Source organism: Faecalibacterium sp. OM04-11BH, from assembly GCF_003482185.1.
Lineage (GTDB): Bacteria > Bacillota > Clostridia > Oscillospirales > Ruminococcaceae > Faecalibacterium > Faecalibacterium tardum.
On the sequence record NZ_QULS01000005.1, the window covers coordinates 161,407 to 177,699 of the forward strand.

12 protein-coding genes and 1 pseudogene are annotated in these 16,293 nt (G+C 56.7%); 10 read left to right on the forward strand and 3 right to left on the reverse strand.

What is annotated here, in order from left to right; genetic code table 11:
* Nucleotides 1–434 precede the first annotated feature (434 nt).
* A complete protein-coding gene (locus DXB44_RS06805) occupies nucleotides 435–1,514 on the reverse strand; it encodes a diguanylate cyclase (protein ID WP_112122111.1) in 1,080 nt (359 codons plus the stop codon).
* A 479-nt stretch (nucleotides 1,515–1,993) separates the two neighbouring features.
* Here DXB44_RS06805 and DXB44_RS06810 point away from each other — a divergent pair, with 479 nt between their 5' ends.
* The 10 genes from DXB44_RS06810 to DXB44_RS06855 all read left to right on the forward strand — a co-directional run bounded on the left by DXB44_RS06810 (nucleotide 1,994) and on the right by DXB44_RS06855 (nucleotide 14,048).
* Nucleotides 1,994–2,425: an Rrf2 family transcriptional regulator gene (locus tag DXB44_RS06810; protein ID WP_112122112.1), complete on the forward strand. Its 432-nt coding sequence runs from the start codon at nucleotides 1,994–1,996 to the stop codon at nucleotides 2,423–2,425.
* Nucleotides 2,426–2,447: 22 nt separating this feature from the next.
* Nucleotides 2,448–4,361, forward strand: coding sequence for an acyl-CoA dehydrogenase family protein (locus DXB44_RS06815; RefSeq protein ID WP_118658167.1), 1,914 nt, complete (start codon nucleotides 2,448–2,450; stop codon nucleotides 4,359–4,361).
* A 23-nt stretch (nucleotides 4,362–4,384) separates the two neighbouring features.
* Nucleotides 4,385–5,596, forward strand: coding sequence for an FprA family A-type flavoprotein (locus tag DXB44_RS06820; protein ID WP_118658168.1), 1,212 nt, complete (start codon nucleotides 4,385–4,387; stop codon nucleotides 5,594–5,596).
* Nucleotides 5,597–5,762: 166 nt separating this feature from the next.
* A complete protein-coding gene (locus tag DXB44_RS06825) occupies nucleotides 5,763–8,279 on the forward strand; it encodes a ribonucleoside-diphosphate reductase subunit alpha (protein WP_165852639.1) in 2,517 nt (838 codons plus the stop codon).
* A 10-nt stretch (nucleotides 8,280–8,289) separates the two neighbouring features.
* Nucleotides 8,290–9,333, forward strand: coding sequence for a ribonucleotide-diphosphate reductase subunit beta (locus tag DXB44_RS06830; RefSeq protein ID WP_118658170.1), 1,044 nt, complete (start codon nucleotides 8,290–8,292; stop codon nucleotides 9,331–9,333).
* Nucleotides 9,334–9,367: 34 nt separating this feature from the next.
* Nucleotides 9,368–10,231, forward strand: a complete 864-nt coding sequence (locus tag DXB44_RS06835) for a nitroreductase family protein (protein WP_097777347.1) — start codon at nucleotides 9,368–9,370, stop codon at nucleotides 10,229–10,231.
* A 128-nt stretch (nucleotides 10,232–10,359) separates the two neighbouring features.
* Complete coding sequence (locus DXB44_RS06840; RefSeq protein ID WP_118658171.1) at nucleotides 10,360–11,541, forward strand: MBL fold metallo-hydrolase; 1,182 nt, start codon at nucleotides 10,360–10,362, stop codon at nucleotides 11,539–11,541.
* 161 nt (nucleotides 11,542–11,702) lie between these two features.
* Nucleotides 11,703–12,026 carry a thioredoxin domain-containing protein gene (locus tag DXB44_RS06845; RefSeq protein WP_117949769.1) on the forward strand — a complete coding sequence of 108 codons (324 nt, stop codon included), beginning with the start codon at nucleotides 11,703–11,705 and terminating at the stop codon, nucleotides 12,024–12,026.
* Nucleotides 12,027–12,040: 14 nt separating this feature from the next.
* Nucleotides 12,041–12,970, forward strand: coding sequence for a thioredoxin-disulfide reductase (gene trxB / locus DXB44_RS06850; RefSeq protein ID WP_118658172.1), 930 nt, complete (start codon nucleotides 12,041–12,043; stop codon nucleotides 12,968–12,970).
* Between the two features lie 565 nt (nucleotides 12,971–13,535).
* A complete protein-coding gene (locus DXB44_RS06855) occupies nucleotides 13,536–14,048 on the forward strand; it encodes a ferritin (RefSeq protein WP_097784888.1) in 513 nt (170 codons plus the stop codon).
* Nucleotides 14,049–14,225: 177 nt separating this feature from the next.
* On the opposite strand, the gene DXB44_RS06860 is transcribed toward DXB44_RS06855, so the two are convergent.
* The gene (locus tag DXB44_RS06860) at nucleotides 14,226–15,563 is read right to left on the reverse strand and encodes an FMN-binding protein (RefSeq protein WP_015536769.1); all 1,338 of its coding nucleotides are present in this window, start codon (nucleotides 15,561–15,563) and stop codon (nucleotides 14,226–14,228) included.
* A 234-nt stretch (nucleotides 15,564–15,797) separates the two neighbouring features.
* A pseudogene (locus DXB44_RS06865) lies at nucleotides 15,798–16,004 on the reverse strand (PfkB family carbohydrate kinase); the annotation flags it as partial.
* Nucleotides 16,005–16,293: the final 289 nt, after the last annotated feature.

Here is a 16,293-nt window from a genome sequence, read left to right on the forward strand (position 1 = left end):
TGGAGGGCAGCTATGTATCGTTACAGCAATGGCCAGATCAGCTTGGCGGATTAATCGAGTATCTAATGCAGCAGGAGACCATCCTCCGGAAATGTAAGGCAGTGCTGGATCTATCGTCCGTGTATGAGAAAATGGTGCAGTTGTGCAGCAAAGAAGATAGTCGTCCGCCCCTCGCCCCAGCGTTCATCGTAAAGTACCTGCTGGTGAGTTTCCTGTACAGCCAACCATCGAACCGGCAGATCGGGCAGCGCACCCCTTCACCTCAAAGCTAACGAAGCTGATGAACTGCACGCTGCCACCAGCCTTCAGTACCTCCATCACAACTGCGACGTGGACGTTCAGTGCCGCCTCCCTGTCCTTTCTTCGTCAGGCCAGGCTTTTTTCGCAATAGTGGCGACGAATTCGTTCTTGCTGTTTTTCGTTTGAAAAGAGCCTTATGGCCTTGGCGCTCTCCGGTCGTGGGTGGCGTAGTAGGCTCGCTTATTTTCGTACATGCAATAGTCGGCCTTGTCCAGCAGCGTTTGCATGATGCAGCCTTCATAATCGGCGGAGATCGCCCAACCGTAGGCGTAGCTGAGAGGAAGCTGATTGCCGTCACGGTTTGCAGCGTCGGCTTCCCTGCGCAGACTGTCCAGTATGCCCTCCACCTCCTGCCGGTCCGTATGGTAAATGACCGCCATAAATTCGTCGCCGCCGTATCTGCCCACGAAATGCTTTTCCGGGATCACCCGGCGTAAAAGCCGGGCAAAGCTCAGGATCAGTTGATCACCCGCCGAATGACCCCTCGTATCGTTGACGGTTTTCAGATTGTTCAGGTCAAATATGACGCAGGCCGTAGGCTCCCGGAGAATTTCCCTGTTGTTGAGAAGCTCCTCGCAGGAGCCCTTGTTGGGCAGGCCGGTATGGATGTCGATGTATGCCTTCTGCTCCAGCAGTTGGTTTTTCCGGGCCATTTTCAGTGCCATGGCGGTCTGGAGCATGATTAGGATAACCAGGCACAGCATATCCAGTGCCGAGAGGATCTCAATAGTGCGGATCTTCATGGCGATCTTTTCTGAATAGTGTTCCGCGGCAGACACCGTTTCGTCCGCCATTTCAAAATAGGTCTCGCTCATGGCAACGATTTGGGTGTTCTCATATCCACGCTGTCTGGCCGCCGCGACCTCCGCCTTGAGCCGCTCCCAGTAGGCACGCTGGCTGTCCAGCCTTTCCTGATAGGCCGCGTCCTTGAGCTTTACCAATTCGTAGTGCCCTTCTCCGGATGTCAGATTGCTTAAGATATCGTCTAAATACGCGATCAACTCATCGTTTCGGGTGCCTGTGATCTCCAGCTTTACCGCCCGCTGCGTGTCTCCGCGCACCAGCCCGGCATAATTGATGACGCGGGCCGTGCCCTTCAGGTTGCCGATCTCGACCATCATCAGAGCGACAAGGATCACCAAAATCAGCACAAGGCAGCTTTGCAGGATGCTGATGAGATTTTTGCGATCTATTTTTACATTTCCTTTTATCATAACGACCTCGATCACGGAACGACCATGATATTCTTTATTGCGAATCAGTCTTGATGAATACTTTACTCTGTAACGCACATCATGTCAATAACAATGGAAATTTTTCTACTGTCTCCCAAGAATGATCGGCATAAATAAAATGAAAAGCACGCACTTTATTGCTTGTTTCGGTTGGATGGCTTAGGCTTGTCAGGGATCGCCTCATCCGCCTTGGATGGGCGACCCCTGCGAGCCCCAACCAATTTCTCCGCTTTCTGGTTTTCAGGCATAGTCTTTTCTGCTTTCGGCGGACTGCCACGGCACAGCTTTTTCGGCTTCTATAATTGTAAGGAACATGGCTTTTCGCTGAATGGAAAGCGAAGCTGACCCGGGCTGGGGCGGTCTGTAATAAAGCGATATTTTTTTTGAAACTATCTTGACAAAATTTATCAAGATTGATATTATGGTATTAACAAGCAAGCGAAAAGAGGATGTGGAGCATGATCATCACCAAAGAGACGGACTACGCGCTGCGCATTTTGCGGGTGCTGCTGGACGGGGAGAAGCATTCGGTGGCCGAGATGTCGGAAACGGAATTGATCCCCAATCAGTTTGCCTACCAGATTCTGCGCAAGCTCTCCGCCGGCAATTTGGTGCGGGTGAGCCGCGGCGCTCTCGGCGGCTGCGAGCTGTCCTGCGATCTGGACGCAACCTCCCTCTACGATCTCATGGGGGTCGTGGGGGAGCGGGGCATCCTGTGCGCCTGCATGGAGCCGGGATATGAATGCCGCTGGCAGGACAAGCATGGTCGGTGCACCATCCACTGTCAGCTGGCGGCCTTGCAGCAAAAGCAGGACGAGGCGTTCCGTGCCGTGAGCCTGCGCAGGCTGCTGACCGGCGGATCCGATTCCCAAGATACAAGCAAGCTGTAAAATTTTAAAAGGAGGTACCCGTATGCTGTTTCAAACCACGTCGGCGCACGAAGAGCTGCGCGCGAAGATCCGGAGTTTTGCGGAGGAGGAGATCAAGCCACTCGCATTTTTAATGGATCAGAACAATGAGTTTCCCGATGAGGCTGTCAAGAAGCTGGGCAAGCTGGGCTGGATGGGCATTCCCTACCCCAAGGAGTACGGCGGTGCCGGTCTTGATGCCCTGAGCTACGCCATCGCGGTGGAGGAGCTGGCCCGTGTGGACGGCGGCACGGGCGTAATCCTCTCCGCCCACGTCTCCCTCGGCTCATGGCCCATTTTCGCCTATGGCACCGAGGAACAGAAGAAGAAATATCTGGTTCCGCTGGCCAAGGGCGAGAAGATCGGCGCCTTCGGCCTCACGGAGACCAACGCCGGATCCGACGCCGGCGGCACGGAGACCACGGCGCTGGATAAGGGGGACTACTACCTCCTCAACGGCGGCAAGATCTTCATTACCAATGCCCCTAAGGCGGACACCTATGTGGTTTTCGCCGTCACCACGCCGGACATCGGCACCCGGGGCATCTCCGCTTTCATCGTGGAGAAGGGCTGGAAGGGCTTTGAGTTCGGCGACCACTATGACAAGATGGGTATTCGCTCCTCCTCCACGGCGGAGCTGATCTTTAACGACGTGAAGGTTCCCAAGGAAAACCTATTGGGCAAGGAGGGCGAGGGCTTCAAGATTGCCATGTCCACGCTGGACGGCGGGCGCATCGGCATCGCCGCGCAGGCGCTGGGCATCGCCCAGGGCGCGTTTGAGCACGCGTTGAGCTATTCCAAGGAGCGCGTCCAGTTCGGCAAGCCCATCGCGGCCCAGCAGAGCATCGCCTTCAAGCTGGCGGATATGGCAACCAAGCTGCGCTGCGCCCGGTTCCTCATCTACTCCGCGGCGGAGCTGAAGGAGCAGCACGCGCCTTACGGCATGGAGTCCGCCATGGCGAAGATGTACGCCTCGGACATCGCGCTGGAGGTCACCAACGATGCCTTGCAGATCCACGGCGGCAGCGGCTACCTCAAGGGCATGGAGGTGGAACGGGCCTACCGCGACGCCAAGATCACCACCCTCTACGAGGGCACTAACGAGATCCAGCGGGTGGTCATCGCCTCTCATCTGTTGGGCAGGCTGGGCAAGAGCTCCGGCGGCGAGAGCCGTTCGGCGGCCAAGAAACCCGCGCCCATCACCGGCATTCGCAAAAAGACCATCTTCCGGGAGGGGGATGCTGCCCAGCAGGTGGCCGACCTTGTGGCGGCGCTGAAGAAGGATGGTCACGACTTCTCCGTGGGCATCCCTATGGATACGCCCATCCCGCAGGCGGAGCGGGTGGTCTCCGCGGGCAAGGGCATCGGGGAGAAAAAGAACATGAAACTGGTAGAGTCGCTGGCCAAGGCCGCCGGCGCGGCCATCGGTTCTTCCCGCCCTGTGGCGGAGACTCTCAAATATCTGCCGCTGAACCGCTATGTGGGTATGTCCGGTCAGAAGTTCACCGGCAATCTGTACATCGCCTGCGGCATCTCCGGCGCATCCCAGCACCTTAAGGGCATCAAGGACGCCTCCACCATCGTGGCCATCAATAAGAACGGTAACGCGCCTATCTTCAAGAACTGCGACTACGGCATCGTGGGCGATGTGGAGGAGATCCTGCCCCTGCTCACTGCCGCGCTGGATAGCGGCGAAAAGCTGCCCGCGCCGCCCATGGTAAAGATGAAGCGGCCCACGCCGCCGAAGCCCGCCCCCATCGGCGACCGCTACGTCTGCAGCGGCTGCGGCTACGAGTATGTGCCGGAGTTGGGCGACGAGGACGGCGAGATCGCGCCCGGTACCCTCTTTGAGCAGCTTCCCGCCGAGTGGGTGTGTCCCGAGTGCGCGGAGACGAAGGATCAATTTGTAAAGGCTTGAGGCCGTGAAGGAGGCAAGATAAGATGTATTGCGTGCGTAAAGTAACGAACGACCTCTACTGGGTGGGCGCCAACGACCATCGCCTGGCCCTGTTTGAAAACTGCTTTCCCATTCCCCGGGGCGTAAGCTACAACGCCTACTGCCTGCTGGATGAAAAGACGGTGCTCTTTGACACGGTGGACTGGTCTGCCTGCCGCCAGCTTTTGGAAAATCTGGCGTATGTGCTGGATGGCCGCGAGCTGGACTACCTGCTGGTCAACCATCTGGAGCCGGATCACGCCGCCTGCATCGAGGAGATCCTGCTGCGCCATCCCAAGGTGAAATTGATCTCCAATGAGAAGGCATTCATGCTCATGCGGCAGTTCGGCTTCCATGTGGACGGACATGAGTGCATCGAGGTGAAGGAGGGCGACACCTTCTCCTTCGGCAAGCACACCGTCACCTTTGTGGGCGCGCCTATGGTTCACTGGCCGGAGGCCATGGTGACCCTCGACGTCACCGACGGCGTCCTCTTTTCCGCCGACGCCTTCGGCACCTTCGGCGCGCTGGACGGCAAGCTGTTCGCCGACGAGGTGGACTTCGAGCGGGACTGGCTGGACGACGCCCGCCGTTACCTCACCAACATCGTGGGCAAGTACGGCCCCCACATCCAGCTCCTGCTGAAAAAGGCCGGCGGCGTTTTGGATCAGATCAAGTACATCTGCCCGCTCCACGGCCCCGTGTGGCGCAAGAATCTGGGCTGGTTCATCGAAAAGTACGACACATGGAGCCGCTATGCCCCTGAAACCCAGGGCGTGCTCATCGTCTACGCCTCTATGTATGGCAACACGGAGAACGCGGCGCAGGCGCTGGCGACGTCGCTCTGCGATAAGGGCATGAGCAAGGTGGCGATGTACGATGTGTCCTCCACTCATGTCTCCCAGCTGATCTCCGAGGCGTTTAAGTACAGTCACATTGTCCTAGCCTCTGTGACCTACAACCTCGGCATCTACCCCGCCATGCATGACTTCCTCATGGATATGAAGGCACTGAATCTGCAAAACCGCACCTTTGCCATCATTGAAAACGGCTCATGGGCGGTGAAGTCCGGTGACCTCATGCAGAAATTCGTCAACAATGAGCTTAAGAACATGACAGTGCTCAACGAGCGGCTCAGTCTCGCCTCGTCCATGGGCACGGACAAGCGCACTGAGTTGGAAGCACTGGCGGACGCCATTCTGGAATCTATGAAGTAACTGGCAAGGAAAGCCAAAACCAAGACAACAGACAACAAACAGCCCCGCCGCGTCGGCTGCAGAAAAACCGGCTTTCAAAAACAGAGCGGGCAAGCGTGATACTGCGCTTGCCCGCTCTTTGCCCAAAAGGACATGAGAAGTGCCCGGAGAAGATGAGAGGATCGAAATGGAGATCAGAAAACGAAACGGGGAGTCTGTTCCCTTTCAACAGGAGAAAATTTTCAACGCCATGAAAAAGGCGTTTGACGGACAGGGCAAGGAGATCGGGAGCAGAGAGATGGATGAGATCCTCGCCACCGTTCTCAACAATCTCTCCGTCACAGTGCCGCTCACCGTAGAACGTGTGCAGGACGAGGTGGAGCGAACGCTCATGGAGCGCGGACACTATGAGGTGGCCAAGGCGTACATCCTCTACCGCGAAAAGCGGTCTGCGCTGCGCCGTGTCCGGCATACCATCGCGCGGACGGTGGGGGATGACTCGCTTGACGAGGTGCTGCGCCGCATCCAGATGGATTTTACCGAGGAAGTCTACTCCCTCGCGGCGCTTCAAATGAAGTTTGAGAGTTTCTGTCGCCTGGGCATGACGGAGGATGAGCGGGCTGAGGCACTGACCAAGGCGGCGGTAGAGCTGACTACGGCAGAGGCACCCAAGTGGGAGTTCATCGCGGCGCGGCTTCTGAACCACTCCTTTCGCTGTCGCAACGCACAGGAATGGGAGGGGCGCGGCGTCTGCGACCTCTATGGCAAGCTTCGCTATCTGACGGATAAGGGACTCTACGGTGACTATATCCTTGCCCACTATACCCACGAGGAGATTGCCATGGCGGAGGACTTTCTCTGCCCGGAACGGGACGAGCTGTTCACCTACTCCGGCCTTGACCTGCTGCTCAAACGCTATGTGATCCAGTCACGCAGCCGCGTGCCGCTGGAAACACCGCAGGAGATGTTTTTGGGTATCGCGCTGCATCTTGCTATGAACGAAGGCTCTGACCGCATGGGGTGGGTAAAACGCTTTTACGATATGCTCAGCCGTATGGAGGTCACGATGGCGACACCTACCATGTCCAACGCACGAAAGCCCTACCATCAGCTTTCAAGCTGCTTTGTGGACACTGTGCCGGACAGTCTGGACGGCATCTACCGCTCGCTGGACAACTTCGCAAAGGTCTCTAAATTCGGCGGTGGAATGGGGATGTACTTCGGTAAGGTGCGCGCTGCAGGCAGCACCATCCGCGGCTTTCAAGGGGCGGCGGGCGGTGTTATCCGCTGGATTCGGCTGGTCAATGACACCGCCGTGGCGGTGGATCAGTTGGGGATGCGGCAGGGCGCTGTGGCGGTTTACTTAGACGCATGGCACCGGGATCTGCCGGAATTCCTTCAACTGCGCACCAACAACGGCGACGACCGCATGAAGGCACATGATGTGTTTCCCGCCGTGTGCTATCCGGATCTCTTCTGGCGACTGGCGGAGGAGAACATAGACGCGCCGTGGCATCTCATGTGTCCGCATGAAATCCTCACGGTCAAGGGCTACGCACTGGAGGATTACTGGGGTACAGAATGGGAGAAGCGGTATCTGGACTGCGTCAATGACCCGCGCATCGAAAAGCGCAGCGTCACCGTCAAGGACATCGTGCGGCTGGTGCTTCGCTCGGCAGTGGAGACCGGCACGCCCTTCGCTTTCAATCGAGACAGTGTAAATCATATGAACCCAAACGGCCACACGGGAATGATCTATTGCTCCAATCTCTGTACGGAGATCGCGCAGAACATGGCGCCCATCGAGCACATCAGCACTGAGGTGCACACGGAGAACGGCGACACAATAGTGGTGACGGCCACACGCCCAGGTGAGTTTGTGGTCTGCAACCTGGCGAGTCTGTCTCTCGGTAATCTACCGGTGGAGGACGAGGCCTATATGGAACGCACGGTGGAAACGGCCATCCGCGCACTGGATAATGTGATCGACCTCAACTTCTACCCGTTGGAATACGCGCGGCTTACCAATCAGAAGTACCGCAGCATCGGCCTGGGCGTCAGCGGCTACCACCACATGCTGGCAAAGCGCGGCATCCACTGGGAGAGCGATGAGCACCTTGCCTTCACCGACGCAGTATTCGAGCTCATCAACTACGCCGCCGTCAAGGCGGACACAGCACTGGCACGGGAAAAGGGTCGTTACGCGCTCTTTGAGGGCAGCGACTGGCAGACGGGCGCGTATTTTGAAAAGCGGGGTTATACCTCCGAAAAGTGGCGGGCGCTTGCGAAAACGGTGGCGGTGCAGGGAATGCGCAACGCCTATCTGCTGGCGGTCGCACCGACCTCCAGCACATCTATCCTCTCCGGCACGTCGGCGGGCATAGATCCAATTATGAAGAAATTCTTTTTAGAGGAAAAAAAGGGCAGCATGCTGCCCCGCGTTGCTCCGGAGCTTTCTATGGACACATGGTGGTACTATAAGGCAGCGCATCTAATCGACCAAAGCTGGTCGGTACGCGCCGCGGGCCTTCGCCAGAGACATATTGACCAGGCGCAGAGCATGAATCTCTATATCACCAACGACTATTCCATGCGTCAGGTGCTCAGACTGTATTTGGAGGCGTGGAGGGCCGGCGTCAAGACCATTTACTATGTCCGCAGCAAGGCCCTTGAGGTCGAGGCCTGCGAAAGCTGCTCGTCATAAGGAGGATAGCATGACGGAACTGAAGAAAAAGCCCCTCTTTAACCCGGAGGGCGACCCTGATGTGCGCCTGCGGCGCATGATCGGCGGCAATACCACCAACCTCAATGACTTCAACAATATGAAGTACGCTTGGGTCAGCGACTGGTACCGGCAGGCCATGAACAACTTCTGGATTCCTGAGGAGATCAATCTCTCGCAGGATGTGAAGGACTATCCCCGCCTGCTGTCAGCCGAGCGCAGCGCCTACGATAAAATTCTGAGTTTTCTTGTCTTTTTGGATTCCATTCAGACAGCGAACCTGCCTAATATCGGCGCCTACATTACCGCCAACGAGGTCAATCTCTGCCTGTCCATTCAGGCGTTTCAGGAGTGTGTCCACTCACAGAGCTACAGCTATATGCTCGACACCATCTGTTCCCCCGTGGAGCGCAATGACATCCTCTACCAATGGAAAACGGACGAGCATCTGCTGCGCCGCAACACCTTCATTGGGGACTGCTACAACGAGTTTCAGGAGCGGAAGGACGCTCCCACGCTGCTGCGCGTGATGATGGCAAACTATATTTTGGAGGGCATCTATTTTTACAGCGGCTTTATGTTCTTCTACAATCTCTCCCGAAACGGGAAGATGCCCGGCTCGGCGCAGGAGATTCGCTACATAAACCGCGATGAGAACACGCACTTGTGGCTGTTCCGCAATATCATCACGGAGCTGCAAAAGGAGCAGCCGGAGTTGTTCACCGCCGCGAGCGTACAAGCGCTGCGCGAGATGATGCGTGAGGGCGTGGAGCAGGAGATCGCATGGGGGCATTATGTAATCGGCGACGACATCCCGGGGCTGAACCGGCAGATGATCAGCGATTACATCCGCTATCTCGGCAACCTCCGCTGGACGAGCCTTGGCTATCCCGCATTGTATCCAGGCTTTGAGAGCGAACCGGAGAGCATGGAATGGGTCAGCCAGTACGCCGACGCCAACATGGTCAAGACCGATTTCTTTGAGGCACGCAGTACCGCCTACGCCAAGAGCACCGCACTGATAGACGATTTATAAGAAAACCAAAGACATCAGAATAGGAGATATTACTATGAATTACAGCGCTATGATTCAAAATCGCAGATCCGTTCACGCATTCCGCGAAAAGGAAGTTCCGAGCGAGGCTATCGGCCAGCTCAGATCCTACTATGAAAAGACCTGCCCCCGTCTTGTCCCGGAGATTGCAACGGAGTTGATCGTCTTGGATAAGGATGCACAGCCGGCGCTGGAGAGCTCAGCGGGCTATAATCAATTTCTCATCGGAGCACCGCACTACCTGCTCCTTATGTCTGCCCCGCATTCCTATGCGGCCATCAACGCCGGCTACATGATGGAAGATCTCGTCCTCAAGCTGACTGAGTTGGACATTGACACCTGCTGGATGACCTTCACCGACAGCGACAAAATCAAAAAGGCACTGTCTCTCGCCACCCCGTTAGAGGTGGCGGCAATCGTTGCCTTTGGCTACGGGGAAAAGACCGCAAAAAAGCTGCGGCTGAATATCCTAAGTATGTCTCAGATCGATGTGCGGGCCGAGCAGCAGTACTACGCGCCCAAAAAGGGCGTGAACGATTTGGTTCACATGGGGAGCTGGAGCAACAAGTCTGGGCTTGACGAGATGATGGACTTCTACGACGATATGCTCTGGCAGTCCTTCTACGCCGCTTCGCTCTCCCCCAGCTATCTCAACCGTCAGCCCTATGGCTTCCTTGTGCAGGATCACAGCATCTATTTGGTGCAGCAGGAGGATGCCTACACCGATAATTTGGATGCCGCATTGGATCTCGGTATTGTCATGCTCCACTTCTCCGCCGTCGCCTCCCAGTGGGCGGGGCAGGTACGCTGGGAACTTTCACCTGCTGCTCCCGACGGCCTGCCGGAAGGACTTCGCTCCGCTGCGGTGTACCACATGTAACGACTCTGGAGGAAGCAAGGCAACGGTAAAATGCGCGACCGTCGATCCGCGGTTGAGCGTATGTTTCGTTAGAAAAGAAGAACCTATCAGTCAGAGTCTGAGTAAGGAAAATAGGAGGTGTTTTTTATATGGCTATCCAAACGGTAACAAATGCCATCCGCTATGTAGGGGTGGATGATAACACATTGGCACTCTTTGAAAACCAGTACCCCGTCCAGCCTATGGGAGTGAGCTACAACTCCTATGTCATTCTGGATGAGAAGATTGCCGTGATGGACAGCGTGGACGCACGGGCAACGGAAGAATGGCTTTCCAATGTGGCGCGGGTGTTGGAGGGGCGCAGGCCCGACTATCTTGTGGTCACGCACATGGAGCCGGATCATTCCGGCAGTCTCATGCGGCTGGCACAAAAGTACCCGGAGATGAAGATCGTGGGAAACGCGAAAACATTTATCCTGATCAAGCAGTTCTTCGGCACAGGTGCATTGTCGGAAGACCGTATGCTGGAGGTTGGCGAAAGAGATACGCTTTCCTTGGGTTTGCACCGGCTGCGCTTTCTGCTGGCGCCGATGGTACACTGGCCGGAGGTGATGACGGCGTATGAGGAAACGGAAAAAATCCTGTTCTCGGCGGATGCCTTCGGACGCTTTGGCTCACTGGAACGGACTGCCCGTGCCCCCTGGGTGCCGCAGGCCCGACGGTATTATTACAATATTATCGGGAAATATGGCGCACAGGTGCAGGCTCTGCTGAAAAAAATCTCCGCGCTGGAGATCAAAACAATCTGCCCGCTCCACGGTCCCGTGCTTACAGAAGGGCTGGAGGAGTGTCTGCGGCTCTATGATCTCTGGTCACAATGGGAACCAGAAGAATCGGAGAGCATACTGATTGCCCACGCATCCATCCATGGAAATACTGCCCATGCGGCGAAGACCCTCAAGGGTAAATTAGAGAAAAAAGGCGTACAGGTCAACATATGTGATCTCACTGTGACAGATCTTTCCTACGCTGTTGCCAGTGCGTTCTACTGCGGGAAGTTGGTTTTAGCCAGCGCCACCTATGACGGAGGACTGTTTCCGCCCATGAGGGAGTTTTTGGAACATTTACGGACAAAGGGATTCCGAAACCGCCGGGTTGGCCTTATTGAAGACGGTTCTTGGGCACCTGCTGCCGCGCGGCTGATGCGCACCAAATTGGAGGAGATGAAGGATATCCACCTTTACGAAACGGTAGTGTCTCTGCGTGGTGCATTGAACCAATCCAGCGAAGCGCAGATGGACGCTCTGGTGGCTGAGCTCTGCGCAGAATAAGCTGCAACAAACCGCAGCTATTTTCGTACAGATGATGGTCTTACTCATCTGCTTTATGTCCCAAGGGCAGAGTACCGTCATCTCAGGTTGAGGTCACGATGTGGTGTGGGGCGAGACCGGAGTCTTGAGAATACCCAAACAAAGGAAAGGAGCTGACAGATATGGCAGCTATCAATATGAATCAGGAGCAGTTTGAGCAGGCGACCCGGGGCGAAAAGCCCGTTTTGGTGGATTTCTGGGCGCCCTGGTGCAGCTACTGCCGGAGGATCGGCCCCGCGTATGAGAAGATCGGAGAGGAATACGCGGACAGCCTCGCCGTCGGCAAGATCAACATTGACGAGGAGCCGCGGCTGGCGGGGGCCGAGGGGATCGAGGACATCCCAACTCTGGTGCTGTACCGGAACGGAAAGGCCGTGGATTCCATCATCGCGCCCGGCTCAAAGGCAGAAATCGACCGTTTCATTCAGGAAGCCTTGGCGAAATAACGGAGGGTTCAGATATGAACAACAATCATGTTTATGATATGCTCGTGGTGGGCGGCGGCCCGGGCGGCTACACCGCCGCCCTGTACGCGGCACGGGCGGGGCTGGACACCATCGTGCTGGAAAAACTGTCCGCCGGTGGGCAGATGGCCCTGACCGAGCAGATCGACAACTACCCCGGCTTTGAGAACGGGATCGACGGCTTCTCTCTGGCGGAGAATATGCAAAAGCAGGCGGAGCGTTTTGGGGCACGCAGCGAATACGCGGAAGTTCTCCGCATGGATCTGACGGCGGTTCCCAAGCTCGTGGAGACCAGCGAGGGGATCTTCCGGGGGAAAACCGTGGTGCTGGCCACCGGCGCAGAACCCAGAACGCTGGGCGTTGCCGGAGAGACGGAGCTGTTGGGCCGGGGCGTGGCCTACTGCGCCGCCTGCGACGGGATGTTTTACAAGGGCAAAACGGTGGTCGTGGTGGGCGGCGGCAATTCCGCCGCGGCAGATGCCCTCCTTCTCAGCCGCGTGGCGAAAAAAGTGATCCTCGTCCACCGCAGAGACACCCTGCGGGCCACCAAAATCTATCACGAGCCGCTGGCACAGGCCGAAAACGTGGAATTCCGTTGGAACAGTGTCGTTTCCGCGCTGCTTTCCGGGGACAGGCTGACCGGCGTCCGCCTGCGGGACACCGTCACCGGTGAGGAAAGCGTGGTGGACTGCGACGGCGTATTTGTCAGCGTGGGCCGACAGCCCGCCACGGCGCTGGCGGTGGGTCAACTGGAGCTGGACGGCGGCGGCTATATCGTGGCCGGAGAGACCACGGAAACCAGTATTCCCGGCGTTTACGCCGTGGGCGACGTGCGGACGAAGCCCCTCCGTCAGGTGGTCACCGCCGTGGCGGACGGCGCGGTGGCAGTTCACATGGCGGAGAAATATATCGCGGAAAACCGATAAGGGAGGTAGATTGAAAAAGCCATGTTTAAGGTCAGGCCGGATACGACCGCAGTGGGGATGCCGACATATCTGCAAGGCAAACTGCCAGAGTGATGGCAGATAAGATAACCCATGTAAGATCGGGAGATATGTTGTCTCTCCATATCCAGTCCACACAACAGTGAGCAACTGAACACAAAGCACAGCCACAGATGTACTCTGCGGCTGTGCTTTTATGCGTAGTATTACCGCGTGACAAGCGGTTTTACTGTGACGGCGTCACATAATTTGAGAAAATCGGCTTCGAGGCAACTTTTGGAGCACAAGCCCTTTGTGGTTGTTGACAGAGAAAAAAATATAGGTATAATAAAAGCAAAATAATAAGATTCATTCTTGCATTTGGAGAGTTGGCGGTATGCCAAAATACGCAGAGGAGATATTGGCCGCCGCAACGGAGCTGCAGCAGCATCCCAAGGCGGAGCAGGTGTTCCTGGAGATGAAAAGGGAGCATCCCAGCATCGCTCTGGGTACGGTATATCTGCCCCCATGCCGGGAGCAGGAAAAGACAATCTTATGGAGGAGAAGTATCATGAACACTAACGTATCTCTTCTGCTCAACGAGCAGATCAATAAGGAGTTCTACTCCGCCTATCTGTATCTGGACTTTGCCAACTACTACGCCGCCGTCGGACTGGACGGCTTTGAGAACTGGTACCGGGTACAGGCGCAGGAGGAACGGGATCACGCCATGCTGTTTTATCAGTATTTGCAGAATAACGGCGAGGACGTCACCTTTGAGGCTATCGCAAAGCCGGAGTGGGAACGAGGCGACCACATGGCCCCGCTGAAAAAAGCACTGGAACACGAGATGCTGATTACCGCCAGCATCAATGCCATCTACGCCGCCGCATACGAGGTCAGGGACTTCCGCACCATGCAGATGCTGGACTGGTTCATCAAGGAACAGGGCGAGGAGGAGAAGAACGCCGCTGACCTCATTACCAAGATGGATCTGTTCGGCGGTGACAGCAAGGGACTGTATATGCTAAACAGCGAGCTGAAGGCACGGGTCTACACCGCGCCCTCGCTGGTGCTGTAAGCTCCGCGTGTCTGCGAGCTTTCGCATCAGGCAAAAGGCAGACTGCATACAGGTGGCCTGCCTTTTCTTCCACCAGATGGTTAGATTGTGCTAACTGCGTATAATAAATAAGCAGCGCCCGCCGGGAGATCTCCCGGCGGGCGCTGCTGTGTTCAGAGGAACGTTATTTTTCTTGCCTTACTTTGCGGCATCCACCAGCACACCAACGTAGCCGGCAGTATCCACCAGCGTGGCACCGGAAACGGCGTCCACAGCCTTTTCATCTTTGCTCAGAGCCTCGGCGTCGGCAATGCTCATGCCGTTCACGTGATTCTGGATGGCGTCGTAGTTGGCATCCAGCGAAACGGTGGAACCAGCCTTTTCGGCCATCATCTTGCTGTAGTAATCGGCGTTGACCCGCTTGGACATCAGCACCTTGCCCTCGGCGTAGCCTGCGCCGAAGTCAGAATCGGAGTTGGGCACACCGACGACCCCGGCGTCCGAACCGGCAAACTGGAACTCGTCAATGTAGCTCAGCACGATGGTGTCCCCGGCGGTGGCGACAGCGCCGGAGGTGAAGCACTTGGTACCGTGTGCGGCCCCATAGACCACATTCAGCTTCAGGTCCTCGGAGCTGCCGTTGAACTCCACGGCCTGCGTGGTCTGGGCGTTTTTGGCGGCATCCACGATGGCAGAGAGATAACCGGCGGTATCCACCAGCGTTGCGCCGGAGACGGCGTCCACAGCCTCGGCACCCTTGGCGGCCACATCCTCCAGCTCGGAGATGGTCTTGCCGACGGCAAAGTTCTGGATGGCGTCGAAGTTTGCATCCAGAGCGACCGTGGAGCCGCCCTTTTCAGCCATCATCTTGCTGTAATAATCGGCGTTGGCCCGCTTGGACATCAGCACCTTGCCCTCGGCGTAGCCTGCGGCAAAGTCGGAGTCGGAGTTGGGCACGGCGGTCACGCCTGCATCGGTGCTGGTGAACTGAAAATCGTCGAGGTAGGCGGCGAGGATGACGTCATCCTTCACCACAGCCACCGCTTCGGTGAAGCACTTGGTGCCGTGGGCGGCAGCATAGGCCTGACCGATCTGGATGCCGCCTTCCACCGGGACGATGGCGGCGGGCTCAGCGGGGGCTGCGGCAGCAGAGTCGGCGGGGGCTTCTTCGGCCAGCTCCACACCCAGTGCGGCGGCAACGGCCTTCCGGACGGCCTTGGAGGTCACCGTGGCACCGGCAACGCCGTCGATGGCGGGGCCGTTGGCGGCCACGACCTGCTTGGACAGCTCTTCCAGTGCAGCGCCGCCGATGCTCTCGGTCTCCTGTGCGCCTTCCAGTTTGCAGTCGGTAACGGTGCCGTTGGCATCCACGGTCAGGGTGGCGGTGACAGCACCGCCAAAGCCTTCGGCAGAGCCGGTCTTAGTCACACCGGCAGCGGTGGAGCTGCTGCTGCCGCCGCAGGCGGCCAGAGAGACGCCAACAACGAGGCTCATGGCCACGGCAGCGCTCAGTTTGCGGATGATCTCCTGTTTCATGGGTCTTTCCTCCAGAGAAAAATCGGTTTGTGTTCGGTCCCCAGAAAATGTCATATCTTTTCAAGGATGTTTACAAAAGATAACATATTTTGTGAGGTGCTGTCAAGAGATTTTAGCACATACTTCGTGAAGAATGATAAATTGGTGTCAATTTGTGACGCTGACGGTATAAAAAAAGCCGGAAACCAACGTGCAGCGGTCGGTTCCCGGCAGACGGAAGCGCTAAGGCGAAACTCAACGCTTGATGTCGTAGTTCATGTTCATCAGGTTGCGGATGGAGCTTACTTCGTCGGTGATGTTGGCATCGCCGTGGATGGTGTGCTTGATGGCGCTGCTGGCCACGGCAAAGTTGATCATATCCATGGCCTTGTAGTCGTGCAGCATGGCGTAGATGAGGCCGCTGGCGAAGGCATCGCCGCCGCCCACGCGGTCGAGGATATTAATGCCGGTTCCGCCTATGCCCATTACCGATTCAGCTTGCTTTGTGACACGAATGTACGGCAACATTTTTATCTGCCGATAACTCAACCTGCGTCAATCGAACGCTGCAATGGAGATGGCGGAGAACAGTTTGCGCGTACGAGCGTTCAGCTCAAGCAATGCTTCGTTCTCTCAGCACATCTTCATTGTAGCTTAGGTTTGGGCATCTGTATAGCTCACTGGCTGTGAACTTCTCAGAACCAACACCATTGTAGCAAGCAGGGCTTTTGTCTATACAAACGCCATTTTT